The following is a 20,369-nucleotide window of genomic DNA, read 5'->3' as shown; positions in this document are numbered from 1 at the left end:
CCTAACGGCTCAGCTCTTGAGACGCCAGCCCGAGCGGAACACCAGCCAGCAGGCCGCGCCCATCAGCACCGTCAGCACGGCGCTCATGACGATCCCGATCATCAGGCTGCCCTCGGCATGGCCGATGAAACCGGCCCGGAAGCCGTCGATCAGGTAGAAGAAGGGGTTGAAGCGGCTGATGCTCGCAAACGGCTCCGGCAGGCTGTCGATCAGGTAGAAGGTGCCCGACAGGAAGGTCATCGGCATGACCACGAAGTTCTGCACCGCCGACAGGTGGTCGAACTTCTCGGACCACAGCCCGGCCAGCACGCCCATCATCCCCATCAGCAGCGAGGCGATCAGGCCGAACCAGACGATCAGGGCGATATTGGCCAGACCCAGATTCGCAAACGGCAGGACGCACAGCGCCGTCACCAGGCCGACCGCCACCCCGCGCGTCGCGGCGCCCAGGGTGAAGCCGATGGTCAGCTCCAGCGGGCTGAGCGGCGGGGTCAGGAAGTCGGTCGCCGTGCCCATGATCTTGGCCTGGATCAGGCTGGACGAGGCGTTGGCGAAGGCGTTCTGCAGGATGGCCATCATGATCAGGCCGGGGGCCACGAACTCGGCGAAAGGGGTGCCGTGCAGCGGCGGCCGCGCGCCCTTCAGCGCCACCACGAAGACCAGCATGTAGAGCAGGGTCGTCACCACCGGCGCCGCCACCGTCTGGGCGCCCACCTTCCAGAAACGGCGCACCTCGCGCAGGTAGAGGGTGCGCAGCCCCACCCAGTTGATCCCGTCGTAACGACGCGGCTGGGGCAGGCCAGTTGGGCGCTCTGGGGGGCGAGTGGAGGCGAGATCAGTCGTCATGGCCGCCCAGATGCGCCCGCAAAGCTGGTTTCGCAAGGCGTCCGACGTTCGATCAGCGGACCTAAAACTGAGTCAAAACGGGACATTAACCACACTACATCTGGTTTCTGTGGACAGCCGAATTGCCACATCTTGCGTGTTTTAAGCCCTGCTTTACGATTAGTAGCAGGTCGAGGCGGGGAAATTCGTCGGCGACCCAAGATATTGAATCCGATCCCCGGGAGGGTGGCCATGACCGCAGCAAGCTGGACTGAAGACCGCGTCGGCGCGTTGAAGAAGCTCTGGCTGGAAGGCCAGTCGGCCAGCCAGATCGCCAAGACCCTGGGCGGCGGCGTGACCCGCAACGCCGTGATCGGCAAGGTGCACCGCCTGGGCCTGTCGGGCCGCGCCGCGCCGTCGCAACCGGCCCGCACCACCTTCCGCGCCGCCACCCGTCCGCGTCCGGCCGCGCCCGCCGCTCCGGTTCAGGCCCCGTCGGCCCCGCGCCGCATCGAGGCTGCCGCGCCCCGCCCGGTCATGACGGCCCAGCCCGTCGCTCCCGCCCCCGCCCCGGAACTGCCCGGCACGGCCACGGTGATGACCCTGGGCGCCCACATGTGCAAATGGCCGATCGGCGACCCGTCGTCGCGCGAGTTCAGCTTCTGCGGTCGCCGCGCCACGGAAAACGTCTATTGCGGCGAGCACGCCCGCGTCGCCTACCAGCCGCAGGTCCGCAAGGGCGCCAAGGACGGCGCCAGCGAACTGGCCCGTTCGCTTCGCCGTTATATCTAAGAGCGCTATCGCTCGCGACGCGGTCGTTCGCTGCTTGAGCGCACGCGCATCCTACCTTCCCCGTCCAGTGCGCTGGATGGGATCAAGGCTGGGGCTGCGGTTCATCCGGGTTGACGCAGCCCCTTCGCCCTCGCCTTGCAGGCGAGGGTTTTTTGTTGCCCCCAACCGCCGTCATTCCGGGGCCGCGCAGCGGAACCCGGAACCCAGGCGCTTGATACGCACACCGTCGCTTCCGGTCTGACCGCCTGGGTCCCGGATCGGCCCTGCGGACCGTCCGGGATGACGGCAGCTGTTGGCGTGAACCCTAGTTCAACACCCTTCGCGGGTCCGGAACGTCCAGGCTGAAGGCCGGAATGGCCGCCTCGAACATCCGCCCCTCGACATCGGTCATGTAATAGGCCCCCACCATCGAGCCGGACGGCGCGCCCAGCGGACAGCCCGAGGCGTAGGAATAGCTGTCGCCCGCTTCGATCACCGGCTGCTCGCCGACCACGCCCTGGCCGCGCACTTCCTCCACATGGCCGTAGGCGTCGGTGATGGTCCAGCGCCGCGCCACCAGTTGCACCGGCGCGCCGGTCAGGTTGACGATCTCGATCTGATAGGCCCAGACCCAGCGCCCGCCGTCAGGGTCCGACTGGCTCGCCAGATAGGAGGGGCGGACGCGGACGACGACGCCTTCGGTTTCGGCGGTGTAGGCAGGAGGGGCGTGCATACGCTATATGCCTTCCGCCGACCCCGGGGTTCAACCCGCCTGTTGTCGCAACCGTTGCAATCCGACGGAAGACAGGCAGAAAAATCCGTGTGAGACAGGACGGCATGAGCATCTTCGAGATTCCCGCCCAGCCCGGCATTCTGCCCTTCCAGAGCATCGAGACCCTGATCGCCGTCGGCGCGATCAAGTCCGACACCCCTTTCGATCACGATCAGGTGCAGCCGGCGAGCCTGGACCTGCGCCTGTCGAACCAGGCCTGGCGGGTGCGCGCCTCCTTCCTGCCCGGCCAGCGCAAGGTCGAGGACCGCATCAAGGACGTGGAGATGCACGCGGTCGACCTGTCGGGCGGCGTGGTGCTGGAAAAGGGCTGCGTCTATATCGCCCGGCTGCAGGAACGCCTGACCCTGCCGCGCGGCCTCAACGCCCGCGCCAATCCGAAAAGCTCGACCGGACGCGTCGACGTCTTCGTCCGTCTGCTGACCGATCAGGGCGGCAGCTTCGACGATGTGGACGAGGGCTATGACGGCCCCCTCTATCTCGAGATCGCGCCCCAGACCTTCTCCATCCTGGTCAAGCCGGGCACCCGCCTGAACCAGCTGCGCCTCAAGGCCGGCGAGCCGCCGAAGCTGGAGACCCGCAGCGTCGGCGTCGACCTGCGCGCGGGCGACCACGGCATCGTCGGCTTCCGCGGCCGTCGCCACGCCGGGGTGGTCAACATGGACCACATCGACGGCCACGACCCGCGCGACTTCTGGGAACCGCTGACCCTGCGTCGCGGCGAACTGCTGCTCGATCCGGGCGAGTTCTACATCCTGGCCTCGTCCGACGACGTGGAGATCCCGGTCGATCAGGCCGCCGAGATGACCCCGATCGACCCCTCGGTCGGCGAGTTCCGCGTCCACTACGCCGGCTTCTTCGACCCCGGCTTCGGCACGGACGAGGCCCACGGCGCCGGCTCCAAGGGCGTGCTGGAGGTTCGCACCCACGACACCCCCTTCCTGCTGGAACACGGCCAGATCGTCGCCCGCCTGGTCTATGAACCGCTGACGGAACGCCCGTCGCGCCTCTACGGCGAAGGCGGCAGCCACTACCAGAGCCAGGGCCTCAAGCTGTCGAAACACTTCCAGCCCTGGGGGTAAGCCTCTTTGCTGGCCGAGTCTCAGCTAGGCTCGGCCAGCAGAGCGTCCACCAAGGCCTTCGCCTCGGCGCTGGCCCAGTCCGCCTCGCCGGTCAGGACGGCGCGAACCCTGCCCCGCCTGTCCAGCAGGATCGTCTGCGGCATGGCCCCCTTGCCGGGGAACTCGAACGGCAGCTGGAATTTCGGATCGGCGTAATAGGTCAGCGGCGGGTGGTCGGCGATGAAGGCGCGGGCATCAAGCACGGCCTTGTCCACGTCCATGCTGATCGTCACCACGGCGAAGTCGTCGCGGTCCTTGTAGTGTTCGGCCAGGGCCGCCAGGGTCGGCATCTCGATCTTGCAGGGCGCGCACCAGGTGGCCCACAGGTTGACCACCGCCACCTTGCCCTTGAAGTCGTTGAAGCGAACATCACGCCCCTCGGCGTCCTTGAAGACATAGTCGGGGGCGGCTTCGGGCGCGGGCGTCAGCAGCTTCGACAGCGAACCCTTGGCGTAAACCGCCAGCGAGGATGACGCGGACTCTTTGCCCCCGCCGTCGCGATTGGCGTATAGCATCGCCGCGCCGCCGATCGCGCCGATCAGCAGCACCGCCGTCGCCACGCCCGCCAAAGTCCGTTTAGAGCCGCTCATGTCCGACACGCCTTCCGCCGCCAACCAAGGCCAGTCTCTATGGGGCGGGCGCTTCAGCGCCAAGCCCGCAGACATCATGCAGGCCATCAACGTCTCCATCGGCGTCGACAAACGCCTGTGGGCGCAGGACCTGGCGGGTTCGCGGGCGCATTGCCGCATGCTGGCCCAGCAGGGCATCATCGCCGCCGCCGACGCCGAGGCCATCCTGGGCGGGCTGGACGTCATCGAGGGCGAGATCCGGGACGGGTCCTTCCCCTTCCGCGACGCCTATGAAGACATCCACATGAACGTCGAGGCGCGGCTGGCGGAGCTGATCGGCGAGCCGTCGGGACGTCTGCACACGGCGCGCAGCCGCAACGACCAGGTGGCGACCGACTTCCGCCTCTGGGTCCGTGACGCCTGCGACCGCACCGTCGAACAGCTGAAGACGCTGCAGGCCGCCCTGCTGGACCGGGCGGAACAGCACGCGGGCGACCTGATGCCCGGCTTCACCCATCTGCAGACGGCCCAGCCGGTGACCTTCGGCCACCACCTGATGGCCTATGTCGAGATGTTCGGCCGCGACGCGAGCCGCTTCAATGACGCCCGCACCCGGATGAACGAGAACCCCCTGGGCGCCGCGGCCCTGGCCGGTTCGCCCTTCCCCATCGACCGTCACATGACGGCGCAGACTCTCGGTTTCGACCGCCCGATGGCCAACTCGCTGGACGCCGTGTCCGACCGCGACTTCGCCCTGGAAAGCCTGGCCGCCGCCTCGATCGCGGCGGGCCACCTGTCGCGTCTGGCCGAGGAGATCGTGGTGTGGATGACGCCGATGTTCGGCTTCGCCTCCCTGCCCGACGACCTGACCACCGGCTCGTCCATCATGCCGCAGAAGCGCAACCCCGACGCCGCCGAGCTGGTGCGCGCCAAGACGGGCCGGATCATGGGCTCGCTGGTCGCCCTGTCGACGGTGATGAAGGGCCTGCCGCTGGCCTATTCCAAGGACATGCAGGAGGACAAGCCGCCGGTGTTCGAGGCCTTCGACGCGCTCGATCTGGCGCTGACCGCCATGACCGCCATGGTCGCCGCCATCATCCCCAACACCCCGCGCATGGCCGCCGCCGCGGGCGCCGGCTTCTCGACCGCCACCGACCTGGCCGACTGGCTGGTGCGCGAGCTGAACCTGCCCTTCCGCAAGGCGCACCACGTCACCGGCGCCGCCGTCAAGCGGGCCGAGGCGCTGGGCGTCGGCCTGGGCGATCTGCCGCTGGAAGAATTGCAGGCTCTGGATTCCGGCATCACCAAAGCCGTGTATGAAGTCCTGACGCCCGAAGCCTCCTGCGCCAGCCGCCAGAGCTTCGGCGGCACGGCGCCGGAACAGGTCCGCGCGCGCATCGCCGACTGGAGAAGCCGCCTGTGAAAAAGACCCTGATCCTGATCAGCGCCGCCGCCCTGCTGCTGTCGGCTTGCGGCCGCATGGCCGACCTGGAAGCGCCCGGCGCCGTCCAGACCGAGCGCGCCCCGCGCGACAAGAACGCCAAGACCCTGCCCGAACCGGCGACGATCAACACGGCGCCTCGCCAGAACCCCATCGACAGCGGTGCCTCCGACCCGTTCGGCCGCCCGCCGATGGCCTGATCGGCCTCTCCCCCTCCAGACTGGACTCCCCGCCGGTGCATTATTTCGACCTGAAGGACGGCGTTCTGCACGCCGAGGGCGTCTCGCTGGAGGCGCTGGCGGCGGAGGTCGGCACCCCGACCTATGTCTATTCCTCGGCCACGCTGCGCCGTCACTACGGCCTGCTGCGCGACGCCTGCGACGCGCACAAGGACGCGCTCGGCGAGGCCCTGATCGCCTTTGCGGTCAAGGCCAACTCCAACCTGTCGGTGCTGGCGACGCTGGCGCAGCTCGGCTGCGGCGCCGACACCGTGTCCGAGGGCGAGATCCGGCGCGCGCTCAAGGCCGGCGTTCCGGGCGAACGCATCATCTTCTCCGGCGTGGGCAAGACCGACGCCGAACTGGCCTTCGCCATCGACGTCGGCGTGCGCCAGATCAACGTCGAGTCCTCGGCCGAACTGGACCGGCTGATCGCGGTGGCCGCTGAGAAGTCGGCCTCGCCGGCCATCGCCATTCGGGTGAACCCGAAGATCGGCGCCGGCGGCCACGCCAAGATCACCACCGGCGGCGCGGGCGACAAGTTCGGCGTGCCGGTCGAGGAGGCGCTGACCCTCTACGCCCGCGCATCCCACTCGCCCCACGTCACGCCCGTCGGCCTGGCCTGCCACATCGGCAGCCAGATCACCGACCTGACGCCGCTGGAAAACGCCTTCCGCGTGCTGCGCCAGATGACCGAGACCCTGCGCGCCGACGGCTACAGCGTCGCCCGTCTGGACCTCGGCGGCGGCCTGGGCGTGCCCTACTACGGCGACGCCGAAACCGCCTCGCCCGCCGACTATGTGGCCATGGCCGCGCGGGTGCTGGACGGCCTGAACGTCGAGGCGGCGTTCGAGCCGGGCCGGCTGATGGCCGCCAACGCCGGCGTGCTGCTGAGCCGGGTCATCCAGGTCAACGAGCGCACCGACGGGCGGCGCTTCCTGGTGCTGGACGCAGCGATGAACGACCTGATGCGCCCCGCCCTCTACGACGCCTTCCACGACCTGAAGCCGGTGCGCCCGCGCGAGGGCGAAGCCCTGCCCTACGACGTGGTCGGCCCCGTCTGCGAGACCGGCGACACCTTCGCCCGCGACCGCGACCTGCCGCCGCTCGAAGCCGGCGATCTGGTCGTCTTCATGAGCGCAGGGGCTTACGGCGCGGTGATGAGCGGCGAATACAACACCCGCCCCCTGGCCGCCGAGGTTCTGGTCGACGGCGAACGCCAGGCGGTCATCCGCCCGCGCCCGACCTATGAGAACATGCTGGCGCGGGAACCGATGGCCGACTGGCTGCGAGCGTAGCCAACACTTGTCCCTTCTCCCGATGGGAGAAGGTGGCCCGAAGGGCCGGATGAGGGTCGTCCTTGGCTGTCGGCGCAAGCCGCCGCTTCACGGCTGACGCCGACTGAAGCCGCAGCCCCTCACCCTTTCGCCTTCGCCATTCGCTACGCTCTTGGAGGCTCAAGCCCTCTCCCGTCGGGAGAGGGTGACGAGGGTTTCTAATCCAGCGCGCAGATGTCGGGCAGGCCGCGCAGGCCGCCCTTGTGGTCCAGGCCATAGCCGACGAGGAAGCGGTTGGGCGCTTCCCAGCCGACGAAGTCGGGTTCGGGCGCGCGCGCCTCGGGCCAGGGCTTGCGGGCGAAGACGCAGGTCAGGACGTCCGCAGCGCCCGCATCCCGGGTGATGCGAACCGCTTCGGCCAGCGACAGGCCTGTGTCGAAGACGTCGTCGAGGATCAGCACCCGCTTGCCCGCGATCGGGCGCTGGAACGGGGCGTAGACGTCGATCTTGCCTCGGCTGGTCGTCTCGTCGCCGTAGGAGGCCAGCCACAGGGCGTCGAAGCGGACGTGGCGGCCCTGGCGCGACAGGGCGCGGGTCAGGTCGGCGGCGAACCACAGCCCCCCGGTCAGCAGGACGGCGGCCACCGTCTCGTCGTCGATGACGGGGGCGATGCGCCGCGCGAGATCGGAGACGATCGCCTCGATCTCGGATTGCGGCAGGAGAACCGTGGGGGCGGGCGCCGGGTCGTGATCAGCCATGCCCGGCGGATACCCCCTAGGCGGGCCTGCTGTCGAGAGGCTGTGCGTCCACCGGGGTCAGATCATAGGCGGTGGCGCGACGCAGGCCCTGTTCCGGCGCGGGCGGCGGGGCGCGGCGAGCCGGGCGGGCGGCGGCCTGTTCGATGCGCGGCGCCGACGGCGGCGCGGCGGCCTGCTTCTTCGTCGGCTCCAGCACGAAATCGACGCCGACGCCGGCGGCCTTGCGCTCGGGGTCGGGGATGACGACGGCGAAGCCCTGGACCTTGCCCGGCAGGACCGGCGCGGTTTCCAGCCGCACGATGCGATGCGCCACCTCGGCGCCCGCCGCGTTCAGCAGGGCCACGCGCACCGGCGGGGCCACGACCTCGTTGTCGCGGATGTTGCGCAGGGCGCCCGAGACGACGACCTTGCCCGGATCATGGGAGGCGGTCTTGGCGCCCACGGCCTCGAACTCCAGCCCGGCCAGGTTCACCGGCGCGCCGACCAGCTTGTAGGCGGCCGCGGCCTGGGGCCAGGCCTGGACGATGGGCAGACGGAACATGAAGGCGGCGGCGATCAGGGCCAGCAAGATGACGCCCAGGGCGGCCCAGGCGGCGCCCTGGGCTGCGGCGCGCTGCATCCGACGCTTCTGCTCGGCCTTGGCGCGGAAGGCGCGCGGCAGTTCGGGCGCGGGGGTCTCGGCCAGGCTTTCGGGCGCGTCCTCGCGCTTGCCGAAGCCGCCTTCGGCCGCGGGTTCCTCGGCGGCGGACAGCTCCAGAGGCTCGTCCTCGAGCGTCGCGCGCCAGTCGTGACCGCAGGATTTGCAGCGCACGCGGCGGCCGTTCGGGCCGATCGCTTCATCGGGCACAAAATAGCTGGTGGCGCAGGCGGGGCAGGTCAGTATCATGTCGGCTGACTGCGAGGCTCGACGCCCCCTCCTGTCGAGGCGCCCGCAACGCCCCGGTCCAATACGAAACCTGAATGCCAAACTCGACCCGACGCGCCGCCGACCCCGATTCCGCGCCCGACACCGTCCGCCTGCGGGGCGTGGGTTTCGGCTATGCGGACAGGCCCGGCGTCCTGCGCGACGTTAACCTAAGTTTGCCGCAGGGCTCTTTCCACTTCCTTACCGGACCGTCGGGCGCGGGCAAGTCTTCGCTTTTGAGGCTGCTGACCCTGGCCGAACGGCCCCAGGCGGGGCGAATCAGCCTGTTCGGGCGCAACGTCACCGACCTGCCGCGCGGCGGCGTCCCCGCCTTCCGGCGGCGCATGGGGGTGGTGTTTCAGGATTTCCGCCTGCTGGACCACCTGTCGGCCTTCGACAACGCCGCCCTGCCCCTGACCCTGGCGGGGGGCAAGACCGCCGACCACGCCGCCGACGTGGCCGAGATGCTGCGCTGGGTCGGCCTGGGCGAGCGGATGGACGCCCTGCCGCCCGCCCTGTCCGGCGGCGAGAAGCAGCGTCTGGCCATCGCCCGCGCCGTCATCACCCGCCCGCGCCTGATCCTGGCCGACGAACCGACCGGCAGCGTCGACCGGGCGATGGGCGAGAAGCTGATGCGGCTGTTCCAGTCGCTGAACAAGCTGGGCGCCACCGTGCTGATCGCCAGCCATGACGAGGCCCTGGCAGAGCGCGTCGGCGCAACCGTGCTGCGGCTGGAGAACGGGCAGCTGACCCAGATGGCCACGGCGGGAGAGGCCGCATGATCCGCACCCTGTTCCGACGCGGTCCCGGCCTGCTGTCGCGCGAGGCGGGCGGCGAGCGCTGGCTGATCGTGGTCATCGCCGTGCTGTGTTTCCTGGCCTCGATCACCGCCGTCGGGACCCTGGCCGCCGATCGGGCGGCTCACGGCTGGGCGCGTCAGCTGCGGGCCGAGGCCACGGTCCAGGTGCGCCCGCGCGTGGACGAGACCGGCCCCACCGCCGCCGCCCGCGCCGCCGAGACCCTGGCCGGGGTCAAGGGCGTGGCCGAGGCCGAGGCCATGGACCGCAAGGCCGCCGAGCGACTGCTGCGCCCCTGGGTCGGCGAGGCGGCCCTGCCCGACCTGCCCCTGCCCTATCTGGTCACCGTCCGTCTGGACCCCCAGGCCCCGGCCAGCGCGCCCACGCTGAGCCGCGCCCTGGCCGAGGCCGGGCTGGACGCCACCGTCGACGACCACAGCCTGTGGCGCGGCGAGGTCGAGCGTTCGGCCGGCGTCATCACCGCCCTGGCCGGCGCGGCTTTCCTGCTGATCGCGGCGGCCACGGCGGCGGTCATCGCCTACGCCACCCGCGCCGGCATGGCGGCGCAGGCCGTCGTGATCGAGACCCTGAGCCTGAACGGGGCCTCGGACAGCTATGTGGCCGGCCTGTTCCAGCGCCGCTTCGGCGGGCTGGCGGCGCAGGCGGGGGCCATGGGGGCGGGGGTCGCCGCGCTGTTGTTGGCCCTGCTGCGGCTGGTCGGGGGCGAGGGCGGGCTGACCCCAGCCCTGCCCCTGGCGTTTTCCGACCTGCTGATCCTGATCGCCTGTCCGCTGCTGGCCTTTGGCGTCGCCCTGCTCGCCGCCCGCTTCACGGCGCTGGCGAAGCTGGGCGGTCGTGGCTAGTTAAGCGTGATGAAGTTCATGACGCTGATCGCCGTGGTGGCGCTGATGTGGCTGGTGGGGCTGTTCGCCTTCGCCGAGCGTGTGCGCGGCCTGACGCCGGCGCCCGAGCCCGCGCGCGCCGACGCCATCGTCGCCCTGACCGGTCCCTCGGCCGAGCGCGTCAACGCCGCCATCCGCCTGCTGGAGCAGGACAAGGGCCGCCGGGTGCTGATCTCGGGGGTCAATCGCGACGTGCGCCGCAAGGAGCTGCGCGCCCTGACGCCGGGGTCGAACAAGCTGTTCAACTGCTGCGTCGACCTGGGCTTCGAGGCCGAGAACACCGTCGGCAACGCCCAGGAGATCGCCGCCTGGGCGCGTTCCAAGGACTATGACAGCCTGATCGTCGTCACCTCGGACTATCATATGCCGCGCAGCCTGCTGGAGATCCGCGGCGCCGCGCCGGGCGTGACCCTGATCCCCTACGCCGTCTCGACGCCGTCGCTGGACAACTCCGGGTGGTGGCGCGCCGCCGTCACCGCGCGACGGATGACGCTGGAATACATGAAATACCTGGCCGTGCTGGGCCGCGAGGGGATGCACCGGCTGAGGGGCAATCACCCGGAACGATCGGCGCCGCAGACCCAGCACGAGGCCGCCTGAATGACCGCTGTCCGCTCCCTGATCTTCATCCTGTGGCTCTATCTGTCGATGGTGATCTTCGCCGTCGGCCTTTCGCCGGCCTTGCTGATGTCGCACGGCGCAGCCGTATGGGTCATCAAGTCCTGGTCGAAATTCGTCCTGTTCGGCCTGCGCTGGATCGCCGGGGTCAAGGTCGAGGTGCGCGGGCTGGAGCATCGCCCCCACGGCGCCGCCCTGCTGGCCTGCAAGCACCAGGGGATGCTGGACGTCATCGCCCCCTTCGCCTTCCTCGACGACGCCTGTTTCATCATGAAGAAGGAGCTGATGCCCCTGCCCTTCTTCGGCTGGTTCGCCTGGAAGACCAAGATGATCGCCGTGGACCGTTCGGCCCATTCCAAGGCGCTGAAGGACATGGTGCGTCAGGCCCGCGCCCGTCACGCCGAGGGGCGCCAGATCCTGATCTTCCCCGAGGGCACGCGCGGCGAGATCGGCGCCGCCCCCGACTACAAGCCCGGCATCGCCGCCCTGTATCGCGACCTCGACAGCCCCTGCTGGCCCATCGCCACCAACTCGGGCGTCTATTGGCCCGCCCACGGCTTCCGTCGCTATCCCGGCACCATCGTCTTCGAATTCCTGCCGCCCATCCCGGCGGGTCTGAAGCGCGCCGAGTTCATGGCCGAGTTGGAGAACCGGATCGAAACCGCCTCCACCGCCTTGCTGACGCCCAAAACCTAGGCTGTTGCATCCGGCCGCCGGGCCTCCCCGCTCGGCTGCTGTTCTGGATGCCCCATGTCGTTTCGCGCCCTTGTTCTGACCGCCGCCGTTTCTCTCAGCGCCGGTTCCGCCTTGGCCCAGGCCCAGCCCTATGCGCAGGTCGAGACGCCGAAGACGTGGAAGATCGACATCGGCGGCGGCCTGGTGCGCGGCTTCAGTGCAACCGGCAACACCAGCGACAGCTTCACCGCCACCGCCTGGGGCTCGGCCTCCTATCGCGACGTGGTCTACGCCAACGGCCTGGACGGCCTAGGCTGGAACGCGATCAAGCGCGACGACTTCCGCGCCGGGATCCAACTGCGCCCGCGCTTTGCGGCGGGCGAGATCGAAGGTCTGGACCGGCCCGGCCTGGGCGCCGACGCCGCCCTCTACGCCTACAAGCGGTTGCCGGGGAATATCGTGGTCGGCGGGCGCGTGCAGCACGACGCGACCGGCGACGACGCGGGGCTGGAAGTCATGGCCTCGGTCGGCCATCAGCGCGTGACGCGGGTCGGCCTGTTGCAGGTCATGGCCTATGGGCGCGGCTTCGACGACGCGCGGGCGCGGCGCTATTTCGGCGTCGCCCCGTCCGTCGCGCCGGGCAACGGCCTTTCCGCCTTTGAGCCGTCAGGCGGCCTGTCGGGCGCGGGCGCGGCGGCCCTGCTGGCCGTGCCGATCGGCGACCGCTTCGGCATGGGGGCCTTCGTCAACTACGAACAGCGCCTGGGCGACATCAAGGACAGCCCGCTGCTGAAGGACGACCACGTCTGGCGCGCGGGCCTGATCGGGGTCGTCCGCTTCAGCAGCCCTGACTAATCAGCTGGCGGCGAACTCGCTGAGGGCGTCGATCACGGCTCGGTTCTGGTCTTCCGTGCCGATGGTGATGCGCAGGCAGTCGGGCAGGCCGTAACCGCCGACCGGGCGCACGATGATGCCCTTGGCGTTCAGATAGTCGCTGGCGGCGGCGGCGTTGCGCTTGTCGTCCGGGAAGCGGACCAGGACGAAGTTGCCCGCCGAGGGGAAGACCTCGAAGCCGAAGCCGCGGATGGCCTGGGTCAGGCGCGGGCGCCAGTCCAGCACCAGGTCGCGCGAGGCCTTCTGGTGCGCCTCGTCCGACAGGGCGGCGGCAGCGGCGTCCAGGCCCGGCACCGAGACGTTGAACGGCAGGCGGATGCGGTCCACCGCCTGCTCGACCGCCAGCGGGGCGTAGCCGAAGCCGATGCGCAGGCCGCCCAGGCCGTGGATCTTGGAGAAGGTGCGGGTGACGACGATGTTGGACGCGTCGCGGGCCAGACCGAAGCTCGATTCCCAGTCCGGCTCGACCACGAACTCGGCATAGGCCTCGTCCACCACCAGGATGACGTGCGACGGCAGGGCGGCGTGCAGGCGGCGGATCTCCTCGCCCGAGTTCCAGCTGCCGGTCGGGTTCGACGGATTGGAGACGTAGACGATGCGGGTCCGCTCATCGACCTGTTCGAGAAGGGCCTCGACCTCGGTCTTCATGTTCGGCTCGGGCGCCAGCTTGACCTCGGCGCTGCAGGCCTTGGCCGAGATGCGGTAGGCGAGGAAGCCGTACTGGCCGGCGACGATGTTGTCCCCGGGCTGCAGATAGGTCTGGTTCAGCAGGGCGAAAACCTCGTCCGAACCGTTGCCGAAGATCAGGCGCTCGGGCTCCAGGCCGTGATGGGCGGCCACGGCCTCGCGCAGCCTGGTCGCGCGGCCGTCGGGATAGACGTGGATGTTCTTCATCGCGGCGGCGTAGGCCTCGCGCGCCTTTTCGCCGGCGCCGAGGGCGTTCTCGTTCGACGACAGCTTCATCGGCTCGGCGAAGCCGGCGATAGAGCCCTTGCCGCCCACATAGGGGGCGATGTCGAGGATGCCCGGCTTGGGGGCGGGCGCGGCCTTGTTCGCAGCGGCGGGGGTCGCGTCGGTCATGGGCGTCATCCTCGAAGAAGGGTCAGTAAACGGGGGCGGCGCCGATGACGCCGCTCATCTGGCCGGGGGCGTAGCTCAGCCGCCCGTCCTCGGCCTGCACATAGCCTGCCAGGACGAACAGCTTCAAGCCGCCGCCCGCCGCCAGGGAGCCGGCGATCAGGCCCGCCTCGCCCAGGGCCGCAAGGATGCGGGCGTCGGACAGGGGGCTGTCCGTGACCCAGAAGGTGCGGTCGTCGCCGGTCGGGCCGGGAGCCTCGGTCGAGACCAGCAGGGCGCGCGGCGATCCGGCCGCGTCGTCCGGCAGGGCGGCGACGACCTTGAGCATGGGCAGGGCCAGCAGTTTGCCCCACCAGGGCCGGGCGCCGAGGTCGATCAGGGCGCGTCCCCCTTGGCGCGCCGTCGCCAGCGCCTGATCCGGCTCGGCGACCGGGCGGCCGATCAGACCCCAGCGGTCGGCGGCCAGCGCCTGGGACAGCGGCCCGCAGGTGGACAGGGCCGGGCCGGTCGCGGCCTCGATCCGGCCAAGCACGGCGCGCAGGGCCGGGCGTTCAGTCGCCGGAACGTCGCGCAGGAGTTCCCGCAGGGCGATGGCGTCGGCGTCGGCGGAACCGCGCGGCCCGGCGGCGACCCGCGCCCGCGCCGCCGCGATCAGGGCGCGGTCCAGCGCCAGACGTTCAGCGTCTTCGGGCGGCTCGACCAGCATCAGAACAGCTGCGGCGCCGGGGCCAGGGCGAAGGGGCCGAGATAGGTGCGCCCGCCCTTGAAGTTCAGCACCAGATCGACGGCCTGCCCCTCCGCGCCCGTCCCGCCCTGCGGCGCAGCGGCGGCGGCGCGGGCGGCGGCGGCGCGGTCCACCGATCCGCCCTGCTGGGCGCCGGCCAGACCGACGATGGCGGCCAGGGGCTTCTCGGCGCGCAGGAAGACTTCGCCTTCCAGACGCCCCTTGTCGTCGGCCGACAGGGCCGGGCTGGACAGGAAGGTCTTGCTCTCGCCCGCGCCCAGTTCGCCCTTCATGTCGACGAAGCGGCCGCCGGCGGCGGTCCAGGCCGACAGCAGGCCCTTGGCGTCGGCGCCCTTCAGCACGCTGGCCTTCTCGATCACGGCCTCGACCTGGGCGTTCAGCTTGCCCGACTGGGTCAGGCCCTCGACCGGGCCGTTGGGACGACCCTCGCCGTCCACCAGACGGAACAGGACATCCACATCGTCGCTCGCCGCGTTCGAGCCCGCCAAGTGCGGCCGCATGTAGAACTGGACCAGCCCCGCCTTCGACAGCGGGAAGGGTTCAGCGGTCGGAAGGGCGGTGAAGACCGGCTTGACCAGTTCGAACGCCACATTGGGCCAGCGCTGGGTCAGGCCGTGCAGGCTCATGCGGATGACCTCGGCCCGCACCGCCGTCTTGCCCTTGGCGCCGCGCGTCACGACCATGCCGTCGGGCGCGATCACCACCCACTTGGTCGGGTTGTAGGCGTTGGCCTCGGCCACGATCTCGGGCGCGGCGACCGCGTGGCCCGAGGGGGCGACGACGTCGACGTGCTTCAGCGCAACCCGCGCCCGCAGCGGCCAGCCGGTCGTGGTGACGCCCGCGTGACGCACCGTCCAGCCCGACTGCTCCAGGCGGGCGATCCGGCCCTGCAGCTTGGTCTCGATCTGCTGCGTCAGGAAGAACCACCAGCCGGTCCACAGCGCCAGGCCGACGATGACAATGGCGAAGGGGACGATCAGCCCCTTGCGGCTGTGGCGAACGGGTGCGGCGGGAGCGTCGGTCATGGGCGCGGTTTAGCAGGACGCGCGGCTGCTGACACGCCCTGGCAGCAGGAACACGCCAATCTGCCGTCCGTTCGTATCGCAACCTGACAGGAGACGAGGACCATGGAGACGCAACAGCTTCATCGCGGCCGGCTGATCGACCATCTGCAACTGGTGACGCCCGACCTCGAGGCCAGCCGCCGCTTCTACGGCGCGGTGCTGGAGGCTCTGGGCGTGCCGATCGGCGGCGAGGCCGAACGCTTCTTCTGGGCCGACGAACTGTTCGTCTCGGCGGTGGACAGCGTGGCGGCGCAGGGCCGACCGACCGGACGCTGCCATCTCGCCTTCCAGGCGAGGGACAGGGCCATGGTCGAGGCCTTCCACAAGGCGGGTCTGGCGGCGGGCGGGACCGACAACGGGGTGCCGGGCGAGCGACCCTACCACCCCGGCTACTACGCCGCCTTCCTGCTGGACCCGGACGGCAACAATATCGAGGCCGTGTTCCACGGCGAGGCCGAGCGCTCGGCCGACAGCGTGGTGGTGACCTTTGAGGGCTAGGCTCGGGGTGAGGCTCAGGCCGTCAGATCGGCCATCTTCGCGTCCGCCGCTCGCGCCGCCTCGTCGGGCGTCAGGCCCAGCAGCAGGCCGCGCTGGCCGCCGTTGATCAGGATGCGGTCGAACAGGATGGCCGTCTCGTCCATCACGGTCGGCACGGCCTTGCGCTGCCCAAAGGGGCTGACGCCGCCGACCTTGTAGCCGGTCAGGCGTTCAGCGTCGGCGGGCTTCATCATCTGGGCCGACTTGCCGCCGATCGCGGCCGCCAGCTTCTTCATGCTGACCTCGCAGTCGGAGGGGACGATGACGCAGGCGGGCTTTGCGTCCACCAGGGTCATCAGGGTCTTGAACACCTGTTCGGGTGCCCAACCCAGAGCCTCGGCCGCCTGCAAGCCCACGCGCGGCGCGTCGGGGTCGTAGTCGTAGGGAAAGAGTTCAAAGGCGACGCCGGCCTTGGTCAGAGCCACGGTCGCGGGGGTGGTCTTCGACATCAGGTCGTCTCGGGATTGAGGAAGGCCTTGGTCAGTTCGACCGCCTCGGCCAGACCCATGCGCTGCACCTCGGTTCCGGGCGGCAGGCCGGCGAACAGGCGGGTCGGACAGGCGGCGTCCAGCATCAGGAAGACCCCCTTGTCGTCGGCGCGACGTATCAGGCGGCCGAACGCCTGGGCGATGCGGCCGCGCGCCAGGGCGTCGTCGTAGGTCTTGCCGCCGAAGCGCTCGCGCCGCGCCTTGTGCAGCAGGTCGGGACGCGGCCAGGGCACGCGGTCGAAGGCGAGGACGCGCAGGGAGCGGCCCGGCACATCCACCCCGTCGCGCACCGCGTCGGTGCCGAGCAGGCAGCTGTCCTGTTCGGCGCGGAAGACATCCACCAAGGCGCCGACCTCCAACGGATCGACGTGCTGGGCGTAGAGGGGGACGCCTGCCTTGGCCAGATCCGGCCCCAGCCGCTCATAGACGGTCTTCAGCCGGCGGATGGCGGTGAACAGGCCCAGGCCGCCGCCGCCCGCCGCCAGGAACAGCTCGCGCATGGCCGCCGCGATCTGGCGCGGGTCGTCCTTCATCAGGTCGTTGACGACGATGATGCGGCTGTTGGCGGCGTAGTCGAAGGGGCTGTCGACCTTCAGCGTCCGCGCCGGTTCGATCAGGCGGGCCGCGCCGGTCCGCATCCGGGCCAGGGAAAACGGGTCCTCGGCCGCCGGGTCCGACAGGGTGGCGCTGGTCACCAGCACGCCATGAGCGGGCATGATGACGGCGGCTTCCAGCGGCACGGTCGGGTCGATCCAGTGGCGGCGCAGGGCCACGTCGTGGATGCGGCCGAAGGCGGCCTCGGCGCTCAGCCAGTCGACGAAGTCGGGGTCGGGTTCGTCGCCGCCCTCCTCCAGCGCCGCCAGCATGGAGCGCCAGCCCGGCAGGGTCATGCGCGCCCGCCGGTCCATGCCGCGCAAGGCCCCCTCGATGCGGGCGCGGGCGGCGCCGTCCAGCTCGGCGGCCTCCTCATCGAGGATGTCCTCGAGGTGGCGCGACAGGGCCAGCAGCGGCGCCTCGACGGCGGCGATAGCGCGGGCGGCGGCGCGGGCGGCCTCCAGCACCGGCTCGGTCGCCGGACGCAGGGCGCACTCCAGCCCGAACTCGGTCCCGCCGGTTTCCTGACTGCGGGCGCGCAGCTGTTCCAGGGCGGCGACAAGGAAGGCCTCGATCGGGCCGATGGGATTGATCTCGCCGGACGCCGGGGCGATGCGGCCCGAGACGCCCTCGCCCGGCAGGGCGGCGGCGGCGCGCATGGCGTCCGTCAGGGCCTTGGCGGCGGCCTCGTTGTCGGCGCACAGGTCGCCCAGCCGCTGCTCCAGCCCGCGCCCGCGACGGCCGCGTCCCTCGGGGCCTCTGATCCAGCGACGCAGCTCGGCGGCTTCCTGACCCGACAGGGCGGCGGAGAAGGCGCTGTCGGCGGCGTCGAACAGGTGGTGGCCCTCGTCGAAGACGATGCGTTTCAGCGCCGCCGTCTCGCCGTCCTGCTTCTGGCCGCGCGCCGACCGGGCGCCGTCGAAGGCGGCCTGGGTCATGACCAGGGCGTGATTGGCCACGACCAGATCGGCGCGGCGGCTGGCGCGGATAGTCTTCTCGACGAAGCAGAGGCGGTAGTGGGGACAGGCGGCGTGGACGCATTCGCCGCGCCGGTCGACCAGATTGGCCGGACTGGCCTGATGGCTGGGGGCCGCAGCGAACAGGCCGGGCAGCCAGCCGGGATAGTCGCCGCCGGTCATGTCGCCGTCGCGGCTGTGCGCGGCCCAGCGGGCGGCCAGCCCCATGCCGATCAGGTCCCCAGCGCCCAGCTGGGCCGCCTGCATCATGTCCTGCAGGTTCAGCAGGCAGAGGTAGTTTTCGCGGCCCTTGCGCACCACCGTCTTCTTGCGGCGCTCGGCCTCGTCGGGCCACAGGGCGCGGCTTTCGCGGTCGATCTGGCGTTGCAGGGCGCGGGTGTAGGTCGAGACCCAGGCCGCCCCCGAATTGCGCTCGGCCCACAGGCTGGCGGGGGCCAGATAGCCCAGGGTCTTGCCGGTGCCGGTGCCCGCCTCGGCCAGCAGGACGCGCGGACGGCCCTCCTCGTTGCGCGGCGAAAAGGCGTAGGCGGCCTCGGCGGCGTAGTCGGACTGGGCCGGGCGGGTCTCGTCCAGACCCGAGGCCTGCAGCAGCTTGTCGAGACGGATGCGGGCGCTCTCGCTGTCGACGGGGGCCGAGCCGGCCTCGCCGCGCGGGGCCTCGTCCTCCCACTCGGCGAGGCGGGACCAGACGTCCAGACCCGTGCCGCGCTCGCGCCGGTCGCGCAGGGGTCCGGCCTGAAGCGCGGCCAGCACGCGCGAGCCCCAGGACCAGCCCGCCCTGTCCAGCGTCCCGGCCAGCGCATAGGCGTCCTCGCGCCCCGGATAGGCGGGGTCGGTCAGTGCGTTCAGCAGGTCGGCGGCGGCGTCGCGCAGGGCTTGCGCCTGAGCCTCGGCCCCCTTGGGTTCGGACCGCCCCAGGGCGAGCGCCAGCCCCGACGGCGAGGGGGCGCAGAACCTGGCGGGCCGCACGAAGGCGTAGAGTTCCAGCACGTCCAGCATGTCGGTCGAACGCGGCGGTGGGCTGAGGCCCAGACGGCGCGCGGTCAGGCTGGCGTGGGCGACCATGACGGGGCCGCCGGTGAAGACCCCCTCGGCCGCGCCGCGACCGATCTTCTTCGCCCCCGCCGCGTCGCACACCGCGCCCGCGCCCGGCGGGGTGGCCAGCGCAGGCGGCAGCTCGGCCCAGACCTGGGTCGCGGGCTGGACTGCGGAAGGGGCGGAGACGTCGGTCACGCCCGATCCATAGCGCCCCGCGCCGCGAAACGGAACGAGAACGTGCGCCCCTCTCGCCAGAGACCGAAAAGCGGGTCAGGCTGGCGGCGACTGGAGGACCGCCCATGCAGACCCGCCGCATCGCCACCGACGGCCTGACGCAACAGGTGCTGGAGGCCGGAGAAGGCCCGCTGGTCCTGCTGATCCACGGCTTTCCCGAACTGGGGATCAGCTGGCGGGCTCAGGTTCAGGCCCTGGCCGAGGCGGGCTATCGCGCCGTCGCCCCCGACATGCGTGGCTATGGCGGCACCGACAAACCCGCCGATGTGGAGGATCACACCATCCTGCATCTGGTCGGGGACATGGTCGATCTGGTCCGGGCGCTGGGCGCGGATCAGGCCGTGGTCGTCGGTCACGACTGGGGCTCGGCCGTCGCCTGGCACTGCGCCCTGATGCGGCCGGATGTGTTCCGCGCCGTGGCCGGCCTGTCGGTGCCGTTCCAGCCGCGCCGGGCCAAGGGACCGCCGACCGCTGCGATGGCGGCGATCACCAAGCGGGCAGGGCTGGGCGACCTCTACATCAACCGCTTCCAGTCGCCGGAGGCCCATGTCGCGCTGGACGCCGACCCGGCGACCGCCCTGAAGAAGATGTTCTGGGCCTACGACGGCGCCACCGCCGACGCGGACCAGTCGACCGGCTTCATGCCCGAGGGCGTCAGTCTGCTGGACAGCATCTCGGACGACGCCGCCCTGCCGCCGTGGATGAGCGAGGCGCATTTCGCCGAATACGTCGCCGCCTTTGCCGCCTCTGGTTTCCGGGGGCCGCTGGACTGGTACCGCTGCCTGGACCGCAACTGGGCCCTGACCGGCTTCCTGCAAGGCCAGAAGATCGCTCAGCCCGCCCTCTTTCTCGTCGGCGAACGCGACCCCGTCCGCCACTACGCCGGCCCGCACGAGGCGGCGCAGAAGGACTGGCTGACCGATCTGCGCGGACAGGTGGTCCTGCCGGGGGCGGGCCATTGGTTGCAACAGGAACGGGCGGAGCAAGTAAACGCGGCGCTGGCGGCGTTTCTGCGGGGACTGTGAGCCTCCCCAAAGGCGCGGCGATCGGCTTCC

General features: G+C 70.8%; 22 protein-coding genes. 12 read left to right on the top strand and 10 right to left on the bottom strand.

Going from position 1 to position 20,369, the window contains the following annotated elements; genetic code table 11:
- Positions 1 to 9: 9 nt before the first annotated feature.
- Positions 10 to 846 carry an ABC transporter permease gene (locus AC3IS2_RS00480; RefSeq protein ID WP_489198718.1) on the bottom strand — a complete coding sequence of 279 codons (837 nt, stop codon included), beginning with the start codon at positions 844 to 846 and terminating at the stop codon, positions 10 to 12.
- Positions 847 to 1,077: 231 nt separating this feature from the next.
- Between AC3IS2_RS00480 and gcrA the strand changes: the two genes are divergently transcribed.
- Positions 1,078 to 1,617 carry a cell cycle sigma 70 cofactor GcrA gene (gcrA, locus tag AC3IS2_RS00475; protein WP_489198717.1) on the top strand — a complete coding sequence of 180 codons (540 nt, stop codon included), beginning with the start codon at positions 1,078 to 1,080 and terminating at the stop codon, positions 1,615 to 1,617.
- Positions 1,618 to 1,921: 304 nt separating this feature from the next.
- Here gcrA and apaG read toward each other — a convergent pair whose 3' ends face one another.
- Complete coding sequence (gene apaG, locus AC3IS2_RS00470; protein ID WP_489198716.1) at positions 1,922 to 2,329, bottom strand: Co2+/Mg2+ efflux protein ApaG; 408 nt, start codon at positions 2,327 to 2,329, stop codon at positions 1,922 to 1,924.
- Between the two features lie 104 nt (positions 2,330 to 2,433).
- Between apaG and AC3IS2_RS00465 the strand changes: the two genes are divergently transcribed.
- On the top strand, positions 2,434 to 3,468 hold the full coding sequence (locus AC3IS2_RS00465; protein WP_489198715.1) for a 2'-deoxycytidine 5'-triphosphate deaminase: 1,035 nt from the start codon (positions 2,434 to 2,436) through the stop codon (positions 3,466 to 3,468).
- Positions 3,469 to 3,488: 20 nt separating this feature from the next.
- Here AC3IS2_RS00465 and AC3IS2_RS00460 read toward each other — a convergent pair whose 3' ends face one another.
- A complete protein-coding gene (locus AC3IS2_RS00460) occupies positions 3,489 to 4,097 on the bottom strand; it encodes a TlpA family protein disulfide reductase (protein WP_489198714.1) in 609 nt (202 codons plus the stop codon).
- Here AC3IS2_RS00460 and argH point away from each other — a divergent pair.
- The 3 genes from argH to lysA are packed head-to-tail and all read left to right on the top strand — an operon-like array spanning position 4,096 to position 7,033.
- On the top strand, positions 4,096 to 5,499 hold the full coding sequence (gene argH, locus AC3IS2_RS00455) for an argininosuccinate lyase (RefSeq protein WP_489198713.1): 1,404 nt from the start codon (positions 4,096 to 4,098) through the stop codon (positions 5,497 to 5,499). The genes AC3IS2_RS00460 and argH overlap by 2 nt on opposite strands.
- On the top strand, positions 5,496 to 5,717 hold the full coding sequence (gene lptM, locus AC3IS2_RS00450) for an LPS translocon maturation chaperone LptM (RefSeq protein ID WP_489198712.1): 222 nt from the start codon (positions 5,496 to 5,498) through the stop codon (positions 5,715 to 5,717). Before argH ends, lptM begins: the two co-directional genes overlap by 4 nt.
- A gap of 35 nt (positions 5,718 to 5,752) precedes the next feature.
- Complete coding sequence (gene lysA / locus AC3IS2_RS00445) at positions 5,753 to 7,033, top strand: diaminopimelate decarboxylase (protein ID WP_489198711.1); 1,281 nt, start codon at positions 5,753 to 5,755, stop codon at positions 7,031 to 7,033.
- A 197-nt stretch (positions 7,034 to 7,230) separates the two neighbouring features.
- Here the strand turns inward: lysA and AC3IS2_RS00440 are convergent, their stop codons facing one another.
- Both AC3IS2_RS00440 and AC3IS2_RS00435 read right to left on the bottom strand, forming a co-directional pair.
- Positions 7,231 to 7,770 carry a phosphoribosyltransferase gene (locus tag AC3IS2_RS00440; protein WP_489198710.1) on the bottom strand — a complete coding sequence of 180 codons (540 nt, stop codon included), beginning with the start codon at positions 7,768 to 7,770 and terminating at the stop codon, positions 7,231 to 7,233.
- Positions 7,771 to 7,786: 16 nt separating this feature from the next.
- Positions 7,787 to 8,656 (bottom strand): MJ0042-type zinc finger domain-containing protein, encoded by an 870-nt coding sequence (locus AC3IS2_RS00435; RefSeq protein ID WP_489198709.1) that lies wholly within the window; start codon positions 8,654 to 8,656, stop codon positions 7,787 to 7,789.
- 74 nt (positions 8,657 to 8,730) lie between these two features.
- Here AC3IS2_RS00435 and AC3IS2_RS00430 point away from each other — a divergent pair, with 74 nt between their 5' ends.
- From AC3IS2_RS00430 to AC3IS2_RS00410, 5 genes are read left to right on the top strand one after another with little or no spacing between them, the layout of a single operon-like run.
- Positions 8,731 to 9,456, top strand: coding sequence for a cell division ATP-binding protein FtsE (locus AC3IS2_RS00430; RefSeq protein ID WP_489198708.1), 726 nt, complete (start codon positions 8,731 to 8,733; stop codon positions 9,454 to 9,456).
- Positions 9,453 to 10,334, top strand: a complete 882-nt coding sequence (locus tag AC3IS2_RS00425; RefSeq protein WP_489198707.1) for a cell division protein FtsX — start codon at positions 9,453 to 9,455, stop codon at positions 10,332 to 10,334. The genes AC3IS2_RS00430 and AC3IS2_RS00425 overlap by 4 nt, the downstream gene beginning before the upstream one ends.
- Before the next feature lie 9 nt (positions 10,335 to 10,343).
- Positions 10,344 to 10,973, top strand: a complete 630-nt coding sequence (locus AC3IS2_RS00420) for a YdcF family protein (protein WP_489198706.1) — start codon at positions 10,344 to 10,346, stop codon at positions 10,971 to 10,973.
- Positions 10,974 to 11,687: a lysophospholipid acyltransferase family protein gene (locus tag AC3IS2_RS00415; RefSeq protein WP_489198705.1), complete on the top strand. Its 714-nt coding sequence runs from the start codon at positions 10,974 to 10,976 to the stop codon at positions 11,685 to 11,687. It begins immediately after the preceding gene.
- A 54-nt stretch (positions 11,688 to 11,741) separates the two neighbouring features.
- Positions 11,742 to 12,521 (top strand): MipA/OmpV family protein, encoded by a 780-nt coding sequence (locus AC3IS2_RS00410; RefSeq protein WP_489198704.1) that lies wholly within the window; start codon positions 11,742 to 11,744, stop codon positions 12,519 to 12,521.
- Here AC3IS2_RS00410 and hisC read toward each other — a convergent pair whose 3' ends face one another.
- Genes hisC through AC3IS2_RS00395 form a run of 3 tightly spaced genes read right to left on the bottom strand, consistent with a single transcriptional unit; the run spans position 12,522 to position 15,407 of the window.
- Positions 12,522 to 13,640, bottom strand: coding sequence for a histidinol-phosphate transaminase (hisC, locus tag AC3IS2_RS00405; protein ID WP_489198703.1), 1,119 nt, complete (start codon positions 13,638 to 13,640; stop codon positions 12,522 to 12,524).
- A gap of 22 nt (positions 13,641 to 13,662) precedes the next feature.
- Positions 13,663 to 14,343, bottom strand: a complete 681-nt coding sequence (locus tag AC3IS2_RS00400; protein WP_489198702.1) for a hypothetical protein — start codon at positions 14,341 to 14,343, stop codon at positions 13,663 to 13,665.
- The gene (locus tag AC3IS2_RS00395; RefSeq protein ID WP_489198701.1) at positions 14,343 to 15,407 is read right to left on the bottom strand and encodes a DUF2125 domain-containing protein; all 1,065 of its coding nucleotides are present in this window, start codon (positions 15,405 to 15,407) and stop codon (positions 14,343 to 14,345) included. Before AC3IS2_RS00395 ends, AC3IS2_RS00400 begins: the two co-directional genes overlap by 1 nt.
- A gap of 102 nt (positions 15,408 to 15,509) precedes the next feature.
- Between AC3IS2_RS00395 and AC3IS2_RS00390 the strand changes: the two genes are divergently transcribed.
- Complete coding sequence (locus tag AC3IS2_RS00390; RefSeq protein WP_489198700.1) at positions 15,510 to 15,944, top strand: VOC family protein; 435 nt, start codon at positions 15,510 to 15,512, stop codon at positions 15,942 to 15,944.
- A gap of 14 nt (positions 15,945 to 15,958) precedes the next feature.
- Here AC3IS2_RS00390 and ybaK read toward each other — a convergent pair whose 3' ends face one another.
- Both ybaK and AC3IS2_RS00380 read right to left on the bottom strand, forming a co-directional pair.
- Positions 15,959 to 16,432: a Cys-tRNA(Pro) deacylase gene (ybaK, locus tag AC3IS2_RS00385; protein ID WP_489198699.1), complete on the bottom strand. Its 474-nt coding sequence runs from the start codon at positions 16,430 to 16,432 to the stop codon at positions 15,959 to 15,961.
- Positions 16,432 to 19,107, bottom strand: a complete 2,676-nt coding sequence (locus AC3IS2_RS00380) for an ATP-dependent DNA helicase (protein ID WP_489200168.1) — start codon at positions 19,105 to 19,107, stop codon at positions 16,432 to 16,434. Before AC3IS2_RS00380 ends, ybaK begins: the two co-directional genes overlap by 1 nt.
- 272 nt (positions 19,108 to 19,379) lie before the next feature.
- On the opposite strand from AC3IS2_RS00380, the gene AC3IS2_RS00375 reads away from it, so the two are divergent.
- On the top strand, positions 19,380 to 20,339 hold the full coding sequence (locus AC3IS2_RS00375; protein WP_489198698.1) for an alpha/beta fold hydrolase: 960 nt from the start codon (positions 19,380 to 19,382) through the stop codon (positions 20,337 to 20,339).
- The last annotated feature ends 30 nt before the right edge of the window (positions 20,340 to 20,369 follow it).

The organism is Brevundimonas sp. KH_025 (assembly GCF_057839885.1).
The sequence above is the reverse complement of the archived record's forward strand: the minus strand, read 5'-3'. Positions and strand labels throughout refer to the sequence as shown.

Excerpts from the sequence above, each read along its gene's own strand:
- AC3IS2_RS00425 (WP_489198707.1), top strand. The coding sequence starts at position 9,453 with ATGATCCGCACCCTGTTCCGACGCGGTCCCGGCCTGCTGTCGCGCGAG.
- hisC (WP_489198703.1), bottom strand. The coding sequence starts at position 13,640 with ATGACCGACGCGACCCCCGCCGCTGCGAACAAGGCCGCGCCCGCCCCC.
- apaG (WP_489198716.1), bottom strand. The coding sequence starts at position 2,329 with ATGCACGCCCCTCCTGCCTACACCGCCGAAACCGAAGGCGTCGTCGTC.
- AC3IS2_RS00415 (WP_489198705.1), top strand. The coding sequence starts at position 10,974 with ATGACCGCTGTCCGCTCCCTGATCTTCATCCTGTGGCTCTATCTGTCG.
- AC3IS2_RS00400 (WP_489198702.1), bottom strand. The coding sequence starts at position 14,343 with ATGCTGGTCGAGCCGCCCGAAGACGCTGAACGTCTGGCGCTGGACCGC.
- AC3IS2_RS00375 (WP_489198698.1), top strand. The coding sequence starts at position 19,380 with ATGCAGACCCGCCGCATCGCCACCGACGGCCTGACGCAACAGGTGCTG.
- AC3IS2_RS00465 (WP_489198715.1), top strand. The coding sequence starts at position 2,434 with ATGAGCATCTTCGAGATTCCCGCCCAGCCCGGCATTCTGCCCTTCCAG.
- AC3IS2_RS00380 (WP_489200168.1), bottom strand. The coding sequence starts at position 19,107 with ATGGTCGCCCACGCCAGCCTGACCGCGCGCCGTCTGGGCCTCAGCCCA.
- AC3IS2_RS00435 (WP_489198709.1), bottom strand. The coding sequence starts at position 8,656 with ATGATACTGACCTGCCCCGCCTGCGCCACCAGCTATTTTGTGCCCGAT.
- AC3IS2_RS00395 (WP_489198701.1), bottom strand. The coding sequence starts at position 15,407 with ATGACCGACGCTCCCGCCGCACCCGTTCGCCACAGCCGCAAGGGGCTG.
- AC3IS2_RS00430 (WP_489198708.1), top strand. The coding sequence starts at position 8,731 with ATGCCAAACTCGACCCGACGCGCCGCCGACCCCGATTCCGCGCCCGAC.
- AC3IS2_RS00460 (WP_489198714.1), bottom strand. The coding sequence starts at position 4,097 with ATGAGCGGCTCTAAACGGACTTTGGCGGGCGTGGCGACGGCGGTGCTG.
- AC3IS2_RS00410 (WP_489198704.1), top strand. The coding sequence starts at position 11,742 with ATGTCGTTTCGCGCCCTTGTTCTGACCGCCGCCGTTTCTCTCAGCGCC.
- ybaK (WP_489198699.1), bottom strand. The coding sequence starts at position 16,432 with ATGTCGAAGACCACCCCCGCGACCGTGGCTCTGACCAAGGCCGGCGTC.
- gcrA (WP_489198717.1), top strand. The coding sequence starts at position 1,078 with ATGACCGCAGCAAGCTGGACTGAAGACCGCGTCGGCGCGTTGAAGAAG.
- AC3IS2_RS00390 (WP_489198700.1), top strand. The coding sequence starts at position 15,510 with ATGGAGACGCAACAGCTTCATCGCGGCCGGCTGATCGACCATCTGCAA.
- argH (WP_489198713.1), top strand. The coding sequence starts at position 4,096 with ATGTCCGACACGCCTTCCGCCGCCAACCAAGGCCAGTCTCTATGGGGC.
- AC3IS2_RS00480 (WP_489198718.1), bottom strand. The coding sequence starts at position 846 with ATGACGACTGATCTCGCCTCCACTCGCCCCCCAGAGCGCCCAACTGGC.
- AC3IS2_RS00440 (WP_489198710.1), bottom strand. The coding sequence starts at position 7,770 with ATGGCTGATCACGACCCGGCGCCCGCCCCCACGGTTCTCCTGCCGCAA.
- AC3IS2_RS00420 (WP_489198706.1), top strand. The coding sequence starts at position 10,344 with ATGAAGTTCATGACGCTGATCGCCGTGGTGGCGCTGATGTGGCTGGTG.